Annotated in this window: 10 protein-coding genes and 3 pseudogenes; 11 read left to right on the top strand and 2 right to left on the bottom strand. The window is 47.4% G+C overall.

Going from position 1 to position 13,877, the window contains the following annotated elements:
• The coding region (locus tag NK638_RS09390; RefSeq protein WP_274632809.1) for a CAP domain-containing protein at nucleotides 1-1,108 on the top strand (1,108 nt) is incomplete at its 5' end.
• A gap of 84 nt (nucleotides 1,109-1,192) precedes the next feature.
• Here the strand turns inward: NK638_RS09390 and NK638_RS09385 are convergent.
• Nucleotides 1,193-1,858, bottom strand: a complete 666-nt coding sequence (locus tag NK638_RS09385; protein ID WP_446739829.1) for a DUF924 family protein — start codon at nucleotides 1,856-1,858, stop codon at nucleotides 1,193-1,195.
• A 90-nt stretch (nucleotides 1,859-1,948) separates the two neighbouring features.
• On the opposite strand from NK638_RS09385, the gene NK638_RS09380 reads away from it, so the two are divergent.
• Complete coding sequence (locus tag NK638_RS09380; RefSeq protein WP_274632808.1) at nucleotides 1,949-3,163, top strand: carboxynorspermidine decarboxylase; 1,215 nt, start codon at nucleotides 1,949-1,951, stop codon at nucleotides 3,161-3,163.
• A gap of 264 nt (nucleotides 3,164-3,427) precedes the next feature.
• A pseudogene (locus tag NK638_RS09375) lies at nucleotides 3,428-4,688 on the top strand (saccharopine dehydrogenase NADP-binding domain-containing protein).
• A 125-nt stretch (nucleotides 4,689-4,813) separates the two neighbouring features.
• On the opposite strand, the gene htpX reads toward NK638_RS09375, so the two are convergent.
• On the bottom strand, nucleotides 4,814-5,728 hold the full coding sequence (gene htpX / locus NK638_RS09370) for a protease HtpX (RefSeq protein WP_274632807.1): 915 nt from the start codon (nucleotides 5,726-5,728) through the stop codon (nucleotides 4,814-4,816).
• A 272-nt stretch (nucleotides 5,729-6,000) separates the two neighbouring features.
• Here htpX and NK638_RS09365 point away from each other — a divergent pair, with 272 nt between their 5' ends.
• From NK638_RS09365 to lptC, 8 genes and pseudogenes are all read left to right on the top strand, one after another.
• The gene (locus NK638_RS09365) at nucleotides 6,001-6,615 is read left to right on the top strand and encodes a 6-pyruvoyl trahydropterin synthase family protein (RefSeq protein ID WP_274632806.1); all 615 of its coding nucleotides are present in this window, start codon (nucleotides 6,001-6,003) and stop codon (nucleotides 6,613-6,615) included.
• Nucleotides 6,605-7,135, top strand: a complete 531-nt coding sequence (gene tsaE, locus NK638_RS09360) for a tRNA (adenosine(37)-N6)-threonylcarbamoyltransferase complex ATPase subunit type 1 TsaE (protein WP_274632805.1) — start codon at nucleotides 6,605-6,607, stop codon at nucleotides 7,133-7,135. The genes NK638_RS09365 and tsaE overlap by 11 nt, the downstream gene beginning before the upstream one ends.
• A 45-nt stretch (nucleotides 7,136-7,180) precedes the next feature.
• On the top strand, nucleotides 7,181-9,103 hold the full coding sequence (gene mutL / locus NK638_RS09355) for a DNA mismatch repair endonuclease MutL (protein WP_274632804.1): 1,923 nt from the start codon (nucleotides 7,181-7,183) through the stop codon (nucleotides 9,101-9,103).
• A gap of 172 nt (nucleotides 9,104-9,275) precedes the next feature.
• On the top strand, nucleotides 9,276-10,427 hold the full coding sequence (gene miaA / locus NK638_RS09350) for a tRNA (adenosine(37)-N6)-dimethylallyltransferase MiaA (RefSeq protein ID WP_100749709.1): 1,152 nt from the start codon (nucleotides 9,276-9,278) through the stop codon (nucleotides 10,425-10,427).
• A gap of 370 nt (nucleotides 10,428-10,797) precedes the next feature.
• Nucleotides 10,798-11,243, top strand: a pseudogene (hfq, locus tag NK638_RS09345) (RNA chaperone Hfq).
• Between the two features lie 224 nt (nucleotides 11,244-11,467).
• Nucleotides 11,468-12,521 (top strand): annotated as a pseudogene (locus NK638_RS09340) (KpsF/GutQ family sugar-phosphate isomerase).
• A 120-nt stretch (nucleotides 12,522-12,641) separates the two neighbouring features.
• Nucleotides 12,642-13,208 (top strand): KdsC family phosphatase, encoded by a 567-nt coding sequence (locus NK638_RS09335; RefSeq protein ID WP_100749707.1) that lies wholly within the window; start codon nucleotides 12,642-12,644, stop codon nucleotides 13,206-13,208.
• The gene (gene lptC, locus NK638_RS09330; protein ID WP_075100951.1) at nucleotides 13,205-13,786 is read left to right on the top strand and encodes an LPS export ABC transporter periplasmic protein LptC; all 582 of its coding nucleotides are present in this window, start codon (nucleotides 13,205-13,207) and stop codon (nucleotides 13,784-13,786) included. The genes NK638_RS09335 and lptC overlap by 4 nt, the downstream gene beginning before the upstream one ends.
• Nucleotides 13,787-13,877 lie beyond the last annotated feature (91 nt).

Below are 13,877 nucleotides of genomic sequence, written 5' to 3'. Positions count from 1 at the left end.
CGCTAGTAATCGTGATAGCCATTCTAGCACTAAGCCTGTTAATAAAGAAAAAATCGATCAAGCCGACGAGGGTAGCCAAGCACCAATCGACAGCAGCGCGCGCTCTCATAACGCAAAAGCGGCTTTGACAGCCAGTAATACCTTTAGTCTGGCGCGTACCAGCTGCGGCCTTAGAGGTTTGTCTGTTGATCCTGCATTAGATGATATTGCTATCGATCATGCCAACTATATCAGATATGTATTTGCCAACAGCTCACCAACAGTATTTAACCCTCATTATGAAAGTGAGATGACAGACATCGCGGAAGTGACAGGTAGTAACAATCCGTTTTTTAAGGGTCGTGACTTTTCAGATCGCCTATTGGCGGCTGACTATCAAAACGCTAGATATAGTGCTACAGAAAACATTGCCCATTCTATATACTATAGCTCAGTGGGGGAGTTGGCCGCTGCCGAGGTGGTAGCAGGGCTGATGGCCAAATCCCTGTTGGCCGCGCCTTATCATTTGCGCTCTTTGATGGTACCCAAATCCAGCCTAACTGGTACAAGCGTGGTCACCTATCAGCCCTATGGCCGCACAAGTCGCAATAGCCAAGGCTATGTATTGGTCACTCATGCCTCAGCCACAAAGGCAACCCAAGATCGCACGGTCGCTGGCATCTTTACCTATCCTTGTCAGGGAGTGAGCGGCACGGCGACGGCATTATATAATGAGACACCAGACCCTGTGAAGCATACGGGCCGCGATTTGCGCATAAACCCTATCGGGCAGCCTATCTATATTAATGTGCCATCGGCTGAGACGATTGAGGTTAGTAATGTCAAATTTCATGATACCCAGCGCAATATAGAGGTGCCTATTGAGCTGCTGGATTATCGTCAAGACCCGTACAAAAACACAGTATATGCCCTGCCAGCGAATGAAGCCTTTATCTTGCCAATCACCGATGATTTAAAAAGCTGTGAGATTGCACGCCGGCAAGATCAAAGCCAGCAGTGCGGACTCTATGGCAATACTGAATATCGTGTCAGCTATGAGGTGTTGATTGATAATAAAGCCTTACAGCAGCAGTCGTTTAGTTTTACCACAGGTGAAGTGAACTACTAGGAGATGCTTTGTCGAACGCCGCGCCATAAAAGAAGGACTGAATCAAATTGCTGATCCAGCCCTTCTTCTAAGAAGCGAAAAGACTTAGAACGATGAGTTTGGTTGTTCTAAAAAGGCTTCTTCTGCTGCTGTCGACTCTCGGTCCAATATGTCGTTACGGTGCGGATAGCGGCCAAACTGCTCGATAATATCTTTATGACGGTGCTCAAAGTCGAGTGTCATCGCGTCATCTAACTGCTCAAAGAGCGGCAAGTAGCGCTCATGAATCATCAAAGATTCAGAGTGCATAAATGGCATAATCATAAATTTTCGCCACTGCGCGGGGAGGGTATCGAAATGTGGTTGTTGAATGGCTTCTTGCGCCAATACCAGTGCCATGCCATCTTGTGCAAAGGCATTGGCTTGCCCGCGGCACAGATTGCGCGAAAACTGATCGAGCACAATAATCTCAGCCAAGCGTCCTGCTAGAGCAGTGATGGAGCTGTTGCTATCTGCTGCGGCGTTGGCGATACGCCAGGTGACACATTCGCCTTGTTTGGCGGCTTGCCAAATCTTACCAAATTTTTCTCTTATTTTTTGATCAAAGGCATCGTTTTTTTCAAACCAATACGCCTCATTGTCTTTATCAAACCAAAAATCTAAAACCGCCCGCGCATCGGCATCCAGATGCGCTAAATTGATATTTTTTGGTTCAAGCTGAGATAAACTGGCTTGGCTCGCTGCACTGGAATAATCGGTTGATAATGACATAAGATATTCTAATTATAGTGAATTTAGTCTACTATAGCGCAATTATTTATATCTGTCATGATGCCAACCGCAGCGATTAGGTAACCACTTATGAATGTTAAAAATCCTGAAAAAACGACTTCTTCATTACCGCCCACGCCTTATTATTTGCTCGATGAAACGGCAGTCGTTGCCAATATGCAGATTATCGCACGTCTGTGTGAGTTGTCTGGTGCCAAGGCTTTGCTTGCGCTCAAGTGTTTTGCCACGTGGGGCGTGTTTGATGTGATGCAGCCTTATTTGCATGGTACGACTTCATCGTCACTCAATGAAGTGCGTTTGGGCTATGAGACTTTTGGTAATAACCGTGATGCCAATAACAGTGATAAAAAAGAAACCCATGCCTATAGTGTCGCCTATAGTTTGGATGAAATCGACGAAGTATTAAGCTACGCGGACAAGATTATTTTTAACTCCATCTCGCAGTTGCATGCCTTTAAAGATAAAGCGCATGCACAGGACATTCCAGTTGGGCTACGCTTAAACCCAAAAACCAGTAATTCGTCGTTTATCATCGCTGATCCTGCCCGTCCTTTTAGCCGTCTTGGTGAGCATGACAAAGATAAGATTGCAGCGGTGCTTGGTGATATCACAGGGGTCATGATTCATAACAACTGTGAAAACGATAGCTTTGAGGCGTTTAGCGCAAGCTTGGCTGATATCGAAGACAGGTTTGGTGATATTTTAGCGCAGCTCGAGTGGGTGAGTTTGGGCGGCGGTATTCACTTTATCGCACCTAGTTATCCGCTAGAAAAATTAGCCGACAGACTAAAAGGCTTTAGTGAAAAATACGGCGTCCAAGTCTATCTTGAGCCAGGTGAGGCGAGTATTCATGGCGCTGGCACGCTGGTTACGACAGTGCTGGATACCATGCACAATGACAAAAAACTCGCCGTCGTCGATGCCTCGATCGAGGCGCATATGCTTGATTTGCTGATTTATCGCGAGTCTGCGCCAATCACTTCTGTCAATGCAGAGTCAGTGCAGGTGATGGCTGTCGACCAGGCGCAACAAGAGGCTGCTGACAATACTATTATCTATGGACGCTCCTGTTTGGCAGGCGATATCTTTGGCGAGTATGCTTTGGCGCATGAGCTGCAAGCGGGCGACACCGTTGCGTTTGGTAATGCGGCAGGCTATACCATGGTTAAGAAAAACTGGTTTAATGGTGTTAATATGCCAGCGATTGTGATTCGACGTCTAGATGGCAGTATTGATGTGCAGCGCGAATTTGATTATCAAGATTACAAAGCCAGCTTGTCTTAGTAGCAGGCTTCGTTGTTAAAGTTAAGTTATCAAAAACAAAGACTTAAGGGTAAGGGTTCAAACGTTAAATTCATTGGTTCTTTCTACATTATTTTTATCGACAACCAAATAAAAATTGTTATAATCGCGTCGAACAAAACGCCTTCGACGGGTGCGTGGGTTTTCCTCGGTCTTCCTTTTTAATTCACGCATATCATTCACTCGTTTCTGTTTTGCATAGCCAGTATCGATGGTATCGACAGGGACACAAAGGAGGATTGTTCATTGAACACAAATCAAACCAAAGCTAGTAAAAAAAACGTACTCATCATTGGCGCAGGCGGTGTCGCGCAAGTGGTCGCGCATAAATGTGCGATGCACAACGATGTGCTGGGCGAGATTCATATTGCCTCACGTACCAAAGATAAGTGTGATGCTATCGCTAAAAGCGTCAAAGACAAAGGTAGCTTTAAGCAAGCGGCAGTCTTGTATACCCATCAAGTCGATGCCATGGACAGCCAAGCGGTCGTTGATCTTATCAACGATACCGGTATTCAAATCCTAATCAATGTCGGCTCGGCATTTATCAATATGACGGTGTTAGAAGCTTGTATTGAGACGGGCGCGGCGTATATTGACACCGCTATCCATGAAGATCCACGCAAGATTTGTGAAACGCCGCCATGGTATGACAACTACGAATGGAAACGTAAGCAGCGCTGTGCCGACAATAATATCACGGCAATCTTGGGTGCAGGGTTTGATCCAGGTGTGGTCAATGCCTATGCGCGTCTGGGCTATGACATGATGGATAAAGGTTCAGTGACCGATATCGACATTATCGACATCAATGCGGGTAGCCACGGTAAGTACTTTGCCACCAACTTCGACCCTGAGATTAATTTCCGTGAGTTTACCGGTACGGTGTACTCTTGGCAGGACAGCAAATGGCAGTCGAATAAGATGTTTGAAGTTAAGCGTACCGACGATTTGCCAGTTGTTGGCGAGCAAAACAGCTATTTAAGTGGCCATGACGAGATTCATTCTTTATCAGCCAACCTAGATGTGCCAAACATTCGTTTTTGGATGGGCTTTGGCGAGCACTATATCAATGTCTTTACCGTGCTCCAAAACCTAGGTCTATTGTCTGAGCAGCCAGTCACGACCGCTGAAGGGCAAGAAGTAATTCCGCTAAAGGTGGTCAAAGCAGTATTACCAGACCCAAGCTCGCTTGCGCCAAATTATACCGGCAAGACCTGCATCGGTGATAAGGTTAAAGGTAAAATCAATGGCGTCGATACTGAGGTGTTTATTTATAATGTCTGACGCCTACAATGAAGTTGGTAGCCAAGGTATCTCTTATACCGCAGGCGTACCACCTGTCGCTGCTGCCATGCTCGTCGCAACTGGCGAATGGGACGCGGGCAAGATGGTCAATGTCGAAGAGCTGGATGCCAAGCCATTTATCAATCTACTCAATCAGATTGGCTTGCCAACGCGTATCAAAGATAGCGAAGGCGATAGAGCGCTTGAGTTCGATATTTAGTCAGTAAGTTTATTTAATAGAAAGCCTATCTTTTTTAGATAGGCTTTTTTTTATGCTTGATTTTACAAGATAATAGCAGCGCTGATACTGATATCTACTATTATCTGTCGTTTTAGAGCAATGGCTTACGCTTCACTAGGATTGTACTTTCTCAGCGCCGCAATACGATCATCCAGTGTTGGGTGTGAGCGGAAAAGGTTTGCAATACTAAAGCCTGTAGACTGCCCAGACGCGATAGCAAAGGCTTTCATGCTCTCAGGCATCTGGTCTGGACGCTGCTCAGCAGGACGCAGGGCATCCAGTGCGCTGATCATCTTGTCACGGCTGGCAAGTTTGGCGCCCATCTCATCAGCACGAAACTCGCGCAGGCGTGAGAACCACATCACGATGGCAGACGCCAAAAATCCTAGCAAGATATCCATCACAATACTGGTGACAAAGTAGCCAATACCAGGGCCATCGCCTTCGTTTTTAAACACAGTGCGATCGACGAAATTACCGATAATACGCGCAAAGAACATCACAAAGGCGTTTATCACCCCTTGAATGAGCGCAAGTGTGACCATATCGCCATTGGCCACATGACCAATCTCATGCGCCAATACCGCTTCTACTTCATCTGCAGTCATACTCTGGAGTAGACCCGATGAGACGGCAACCAGCGCTTTATTTTTATTCCAGCCTGTGGCAAACGCATTGGGCTGCGAGTTGTTAAAAATACCCACTTCAGGCATATCGATATTGACCGCGCGCGCTTGTTTGGCGACCGTATCTATCAGCCATTGCTCAGTGGCATTGCTTGGTGCCTCAATGACCACCGTCCCTGTCGATTTTTTTGCCATCCATTTGGAGATAAATAGCGACACCATCGACCCGACCATGCCGTAGACACCGCACATAATGGCTAGGCTGGCATAGCTTATCCCGCCTGCGCTATGTACGCCACCAACCCCAAAAAATCGGGACAAAATCCCAAACACGATGCTAAATACTACGATCACCGCTAAGTTGGTTAATAAAAACAATCCAATACGCATCATGACGCTAAATTCCTCATAAAAATTCGACCACAGTCTTAGGCGCGACCCTGCGACTGCGATAACAGCTAAAACAAATAGCAGACAATTATAACCTGCTAAATATAATATGGCAGGCAATAATGCATGTATTCGTCAGTGCTTACTTACGGAGTCATCTTGATTTGCTATAATGGGCCACAGGCTGATAAGTTAGCACGGCAAACGACTTCACGGCAAACGATTTATAGTATTCATAGTTAGTATGAAGATGCTTACTTTTTTGGTTGATTATCATGCGTATTCGTAAACTATTTAAATTTGAAAACGCTCATATTGTGCGTAACTGCAGCTCAGAGCGTTGCAAACACTCTATTCATGGTCATAGCTATCAGATTGAGCTGATACTTGAGGCCACGCGTTTGGATCACGGGCAGATGGTCTATGATTTTGGTTTATTAAAATCCTCGATCAAAGACATCATTGACAGCTTTGATCATGCCATTTGTTTTTGGAACAAAGACGATCCTGAGTATATCGCTGCTTGCAAAAAATTCAGCGCGCGCTGGATCAGTTTGCCAGTGTCACCCTCAGCTGAGCAGTTTTCGCGCGTGATATTTTTTTGGGCGCAAGAAATCCTCGCGCAAACGCAAATGCAAAACGGCGAGGCAGATGTTAGTGTGTACTCAGTGATAGCTCACGAAACAGCCACAGGTTACGCTCAGTGCTTCGCTGATGATGTGGCAAACGTGCAAATGGGTAAGCTTGTTTTAGAAGATTTTGAGTTTAGTGAGCAAGTACGAAGCGAATGGCATGATCCTGAGCTTTATGCCAAGCTCATCCGCGGTGAGCGCTTTACCAATCCTTCAGTCACCATGCAAGTACAGGCAGGTAATTGTGATGTCGAGTAACACAGAAGCAGCCAAAAATACCAAAACGTTGACGCTGCGTACAGAAGATGACACCCAGCGTTTGGCGGCGCAGTTAGCAGCGCTATCGCTAAGTGGTAGTGTGTGGCTGGCAGGTGACTTGGGCGCGGGCAAGACGACCTTGACCCGCTACTGGTTACAAGCGCTTGGTCATGCAGGAGCAGTCAAAAGCCCGACTTATACATTGGTAGAGCCGTATACTATTGCACAAAGCGATGGCTCAATAAAACCGGTCTATCACGCCGATCTTTATAGGCTACAAGATCCAGAAGAGCTGTCTTTTATCGGCTTTGATGAGTACTTAGATGAGCCAAACGCGCTGGTTATTATAGAGTGGGCTAGCCGAGCAGACAGCTACTTGCCGCCGCCCAGCGTATTTATCGACATCACGCAAGCCACCAGCGATGACTGTGATAACGACACAGAGTATCGGCATGTTGAGCTGCGTCTATCCAGAGTAGGGCAGGCGCAAGGCATAGATCTGTCTGCTTTACATATTTAGCTTTTGTCTACTTTGCTTTTTTAATGCCATAACGATACCTTTTAAATGCCAGAGACTCCTCCTCAGACCCGTATCAAAAAACTACCACCGCTGCTGGTCAATCAATTGGCCGCAGGTGAAGTGGTGACGCGCCCGGCTGCCGTGGTAAAGGAATTGCTAGAAAACGCCATTGATGCTGGCGCAAGCGACATTGAGATACGGGTGACCCAAGGCGGCATGGGCATGATCGAGGTGATAGATAACGGTACTGGCATTCATCCTGATGATATGGTGATGGCGATTACCCGTCATGCGACCAGTAAGATTGCAGATGTGGCCAATCTACAGGGGATTACGACGTTGGGGTTTCGCGGGGAAGCATTGGCTGCGACGGCGGCGGTTTCTCGCTTAACCTTGACCAGTAGCCCTGACGATAGCGGCGTCGGCCGTCAGTTACAGGTTGCAGGCGTGCTGGCTGATGTACCGACGCTCACGCCCGTGGTGCATCATCGTGGGACGACGATTACGGTCAAAGATTTGTACTTTAATGTTCCTGCTCGGCGCAGCAATCTTAAATCTATTGCCACGGAGTTTGGTCATATTGAGGCGATTGTTCGTGATGTGGCTTTGGCTCGCGCAGACGTAGCACTGAGTCTGTTTCACGATAATAAAAAACGACTATTACTCTCATCCAACTCGATGACCTCTCATGGAATGCCAACCGAGCGTAATCAGGCGGCAGATTGGGCGACCAACTGCAGTGCTAATGCCCATCAAAACAGTCCAAACCCGTTATCGTTATCACGGCTAGAGCAAGCATTGGGGGTTGCTTTGACGACCAATGCGCTTGAGATTATGCTTGATCTGTCGGGTCTACTACAGCAGTCTTTCGTGTCCGATGCTGGGATGGGGTGGGGTGATAGAGCCCATGTCCATGGCTGGCTGTGGCCCAGTGTCGAGACACAAGTGGCGTCGGCACAGGGTATGCCAAAGCTGCTCTACGTCAATGGCCGTTTGGTCAAAGAACCTATTATCAGCAATCAGCTGCGTCAATTGGCTCAAAGCGCGCGGCTGGCAGGTCTGGGTTATGCGTTATATTTTGAGTTGCCAGCCGAGTGGCTCAATATCAATGTACACCCGACCAAGCAGCGTATTAAGATCAGTCCTTTAAACAACATTATGGCGCATCTCAATCATGCGGTTCGTGCTAAGCTAAAGCCCATTATGCCTGCCCAGCTGCCAGATGAGCCTACTCACAAAAAAGATAAGCGATCAGCAAATTACAATGCTACCAATAGCCGCTCAGATAATAGGTCAGATGCTGAGCGTTGGCTGTCATCTGCAGTAGCCACCAATGATCATCACAATAGCTCATCACGGCTGCAGTATCGGCAGTCCAGCAGACGAGTCAGTGAATACCAGCAGCCCTATGAGCTATCCAAAAACCCGGATAGCACGGCAACGGTGACGCCAGTAGGCAAGGCTCCGACTAAGACGTTGACTAAGAAACCGGGTGAGTCAAGGGATGCCTCCGCGCAGGTGGCCTCTACAGAGTATGGGTTAAAGACGCTTTACTTAGACCTCGTCTGTTTAGAGGTCATCCATTTGGACAGCTTACATAGTATCGAGCCATTCATGGACTCTGCTGCTACAAATATAGATACATTTATAGGTAAAGATACATTGCCGTGGTTGCTGTTTTATCATCAAGGTCAATGCTCGATTGTCAGTGCCGCCGTATGGCAGTCACAGCTTAGCTTGCTATTTGCACCCAATCGGTGGACGGATAGTACTTATTCAGATCAAGCTTGTATTGCTACTGATATCAATCAGCAACTAAGCGAGATAGGGCAGCGGATGTCGATGCCGGATGCGTTAGCATTTAAGGCTGACTTACAGGCTTTGCTAAGTAACCATGCCATTTATTCGGTAGCGGGCAGTCGGTTAATCGCATGGATGCTATCAGCCGCCGCGCCGTCAGTATCATAACCATATCACCAGCACTCGTCTTCTATAGCCAGTCACCCGTTAGCCTTATCATAACAACCCTACAATAATTATCATATACTCTGCGATTAGCCATTGTGCTTTAGCATGTGTAAGGCAGTTAGTGCGGCGTTGGCTCGCAATTTATATAAAAATCATTTATAAAGGTCGTTTTATGCAACTCTCCTCTGATAGCTCGTCTTATCGCTTAAATCCCAATTTGGCGGACAACAGCGTGGTGTGTTTGATGGCGCCTACCGCCAGTGGCAAGACCGCGCTAGCGTATGAGCTATACGACACAGGACGCTATGAGCTAATATCAGTGGACTCAGCACTGATATATCGTGAGATGAATATCGGAACCGCCAAGCCCACAACAAAGGAGCTGGCGCGTTATCCGCATCATTTGGTCGATATTATCGATCCTGTGCAAAGCTATAGCGTCGCGGAGTTTGTCAGTGATGTGGCGCGGCTGATTGAAGCCTGTCATCAAAACGGCAAAATACCACTACTGGTCGGCGGTACCATGATGTATTACATGGCGCTGCTAGATGGGCTCTCACCTGTGCCAGATAGTGATGAGGCAGTACGCCTGCGCGTAGAGCAGTGGCGGCAAGAGGACGGTATCGACGCGCTGTATGGCTATTTGGAAAAGGTGGATCCGATCAGTCATCGGCGTCTCAATGCCACTGACACGCAGCGTATCACTCGCGCGGTCGAGGTGTATCTGCAAACGGATACAGCGATCAGTGACTGGCAGCAGCAGCCCAAACAAGCCCTCGCGCACAATACAGACCAACAATGGCATGCGCTGGCCGTCATGCCAGAGCGCTCGTGGTTACATCAGCGCATCGAGCAGCGCTTGGATATCATGTGGCAAGAAGGGCTGGTTGCTGAAGTCCTAGGCCTGCTTGAGCGTCATTCGTTAACGCCTAACATGCCCTCGATGCGCTGCGTTGGCTATCGGCAAGTGTTAGAGTATCTCGTCCAGATTGAGCACCCAGTCTTTGAGCACAGCCACTTAGACAAAGCGCTGTTTTATGATACTTTTTTAACCCCGTCATCGCAAGATCAAGTGGCTGTCTCTACCAGTGAGCGGCAGCGGCTTGCTTGTCAGCAAATGCAAAATAAGGCATTATATGCCACTCGGCAGCTGGCAAAGCGTCAATATACATGGCTACGCAAGCTCACGCAGCTGCCCACCCTGTCTGATACGTGGGTCGATAGCACACACTCGCTTGCCCATCCTAACGATCGACAAGCCGTTCATCCAATCACGCTACAGACATTTGATACCATGGCCCACGTCAGAGATTACTTGTATTAACGCATGTTTTATCAATATGTAAAAAATAATGACAATTAGTTTCAAAATATAATATAGATAACTGGTATAATTTAAACCTAGTAAACTAGTGGGAATTGCCCAATTGTTGCGGTTTTTATAGGTATTGATTGACCTTTGTTTATAGAAATTTTCTATGAAACAAGTGGTTACTTAATTATTCACAGTAAAAGCGTATTCACAAGAAAAGCGTATTCGCGATAAAGTAGAATGACTCACATAACATGCGTGTTTATTTGGATGCGTTTGATGAAAGCGTATCATTGTATCTATCTTCAGCCATTATAATGAAAGCCACACTTAAAATAATTGGCGCTCAAAACATAATTATATAATATTTAGGAGAGACTTCATGTCAAAAGGACAAACTTTACAAGATCCGTTCTTGAATTCGCTGCGCAAAGATCGCATTCCTGTCTCTATCTTTTTGGTTAATGGTATCAAGCTGCAAGGTCAAATCGAATCGTTTGATCAATACGTGGTACTGCTCAAAAACACGGTCAGTCAAATGGTTTACAAGCATGCCATCTCGACAGTAGTGCCAGCACGCAACCCACGTAGCGGCACTACTGGCACGGGTAGTCAAACACAAGGCGTTAGTCCAACTGGTTATCAAGGCGGCGGGTTTGAACGAGGCGGCAACCCTGCGGGTGTCGGCGGTTGTTTGGTCAAGGCCAAGATCGCGGGTTTGAGCGTGGTAGCTTTGGTCAAGATCGTGGGTTTGAGCGCGGTGGATTTGGTCAAGACCGCGGCTTTGAATCGCCCGCAGACGAAGGGTCGCACGACGATAACGGCTAGGCGGCTTAGTACAGGATAAACGCCGTGATGCGATATGACTGATTGAATTAAAACCTGCTTTATAGTGGGTTTTTTTTATATGATTTTTTATGGTTTTACAAGCAATGGAATGGGGCGTTGATACTCTAATACCCGCGCCTCTCAGTACGTTTGAAGATATTATTAATATTGACGATAGTATAGTAAAATAGTGAATTGATTCATGATAACAATAGAGCGGATCCATGAGTAATACCCAAAGCAATCTCACCCACGAGCAATTTATCAGCACTGCTATTGAAGCCATCAATACGGAAATTTCTGCGCTGGCCTTGTTGACAGAGCAGATAGATGATCGATTTGCCCAAGCCTGCGATATTATTTTGGCCTGTCAGGGTCGTGTGGTGGTGACGGGGATGGGTAAGTCGGGACTGATCGGGCGCAAGATAGCGGCGACCTTTGCCTCGACTGGTACGCCTGCGTTTTTTATGCACCCAGGCGAGGCAGGGCATGGCGACTTAGGGATGCTGGTCAAAGGTGATGTGCTGCTTGCTATCTCCAACTCTGGAGAGTCAGATGAGATCAAGATGCTACTTCCCGTGGTCAAGCGTCTAGAGATTCCGCTGATCAGTATCAGCCGTGATAAGCGTGGCATGTTGCCCCGTTCAGCGGACATCGTATTGACACTCGGCAAGTCGCAAGAAGCTTGCCCGCTGAATTTAGCGCCGACTTCTAGTACCACAGCGACGTTGGCATTAGGTGATGCGTTGGCAGTGGCGTTGGTACATGCGCGTAATTTTACCTCAGAAGATTTTGCGTTGTCGCATCCAGCAGGCGCGCTTGGTCGTCAGCTACTGACTCGCGTGGAAGACTTGATGCACTCCAAGTCTGAAGACTTGCCGCTTATTCATCAGCAAGCGCCTTTACAAGACGCCCTCTTTACGATGTCAGCTGGGCGTTTTGGTTATTCATCAGCAAGCGCCTTTACAAGACGCCCTCTTTACGATGTCAGCTGGGCGTTTGGGTATGACGGTGGTGATTGATGATAGCGACAGGGTAGTTGGCGTTTTCACCGACGGGGACTTGCGCCGCGGCTTAGAAAAAGGCATCGATTTACAAACACCGATGCATGAGGTGATGGTCAGTAATCCTCGCCGCGTCAGTAAAACCATGCGAGCATCAGATGCGCTAAGCGTGATGAACGAAAACGGCATCAGTCAGCTACTCATCATCGATGAGCAAGACCGTTTAGAGGCCATCATTACCTTGCATGATCTACTAAAGGCTGGTGTAAAATAACCTTTTTTGCGAAAAGTACAGTGGGTAAGACAAAGCGCCACTAAACAAGAACCAAGCTCATTAGCCGCTAAAGGGCATGCAGTTTAATCATTATCTATAACATAATAAAAGAGAGATATCATGCAAGACTTAATCAAAAAAGCAGGAAGAGTCAAACTTTTGGTGATGGATGTCGATGGTATCTTATCAAACGGTCAAATCATTTATGATGCCAATGGCACCGAGACCAAGGCTTTTTCTGTACAAGATGGCGTCGGCGTCAAGTCGTTGGCGCGCTATGGTATTTTGACCGCCATTATTACAGGGCGCAGCAGTCCTATGGTCGACAAGCGCGCCCGTGAGATGGGTGTGGATTATGTCGTACAAGGTCGTGATGATAAACTGATTGCATTGACTGAGTTGTTAGCGATGCTGGATCCTGCGCTCAACATCACAGCAGCAGACTGTGCCTATATGGGCGATGATTTACCGGACATCAAAGCGATGCAGACCGTAGGGTTTGCCGCCACTGTCCCTAATGCTCATGCTGAGGTTATCAAGCGCAGCGACATGGTGACGACGCGAGCGGGTGGTACAGGCGCGGTACGTGAGATATGCGATTTGATTTTAAAGGGTCATGGGCACTATCAGGATTTTATAGCGCACTATACACTTGAGCAAACGCAAACTGGGGATGAGGGACTGTGAATACACGTGTATTGATCGTTCTGGCATTGATTATCGCTGGTATCGCTGGTTGGTTTTTTCAGCAGCAAGGCGAGATAACCCCGCCGGTCAGTATGGAAGCGACCGATGTCGACTATGAAGCAACGGACATCAAGGCTGTGCAGACCAATGAGCAAGGCGAGACAGAATACGAGCTGACCGCCGAATCATTGACCCACAACCCTGTGACCAATCTCGATGAGATGTCCGGTATTACCATGAACTGGGAACCATCTGCCGAGCAGCGCTATCGTATTGAGGCTGGGAGTGCCGCTATCAGCCAGCAGACAGGGGAGCTTAGCTTGTCTGGCGGTTTTACCCTCATCAGTGAAGGCAATCCGGATAAAGAGGTCGAGCCTATCAAGGTGACGGGCAGTACGCTAAAGGGCAATACCAAATCAGGACAAGTGTATAGCGAAGCACCTGTGAAAATCGAGCAAGGAGCAAATCGTTTTGAAGCGGCCACTATGACAGCCAATCTCGAGACTGGTGATTATGAATTTGGGCAAGTAGCGGTCGCCTTTACGCCAGCTCAGCGTCAGGACAAGGCACTGTTTTAAAGAGTCCATTTAAAGTGGCTGTTTACAGTGCCCAGTTAGCTGCAAGTCCTTCTATAGTTAGCTGAATGTAAAACTGTTATGGATTTAAACG

It is taken from the genome of Psychrobacter sp. A3 (assembly GCF_028823565.1).
Classification (GTDB): Bacteria; Pseudomonadota; Gammaproteobacteria; order Pseudomonadales; family Moraxellaceae; genus Psychrobacter; species Psychrobacter celer.
The sequence above is the reverse complement of the archived record's forward strand: the minus strand, read 5'-3'. Positions and strand labels throughout refer to the sequence as shown.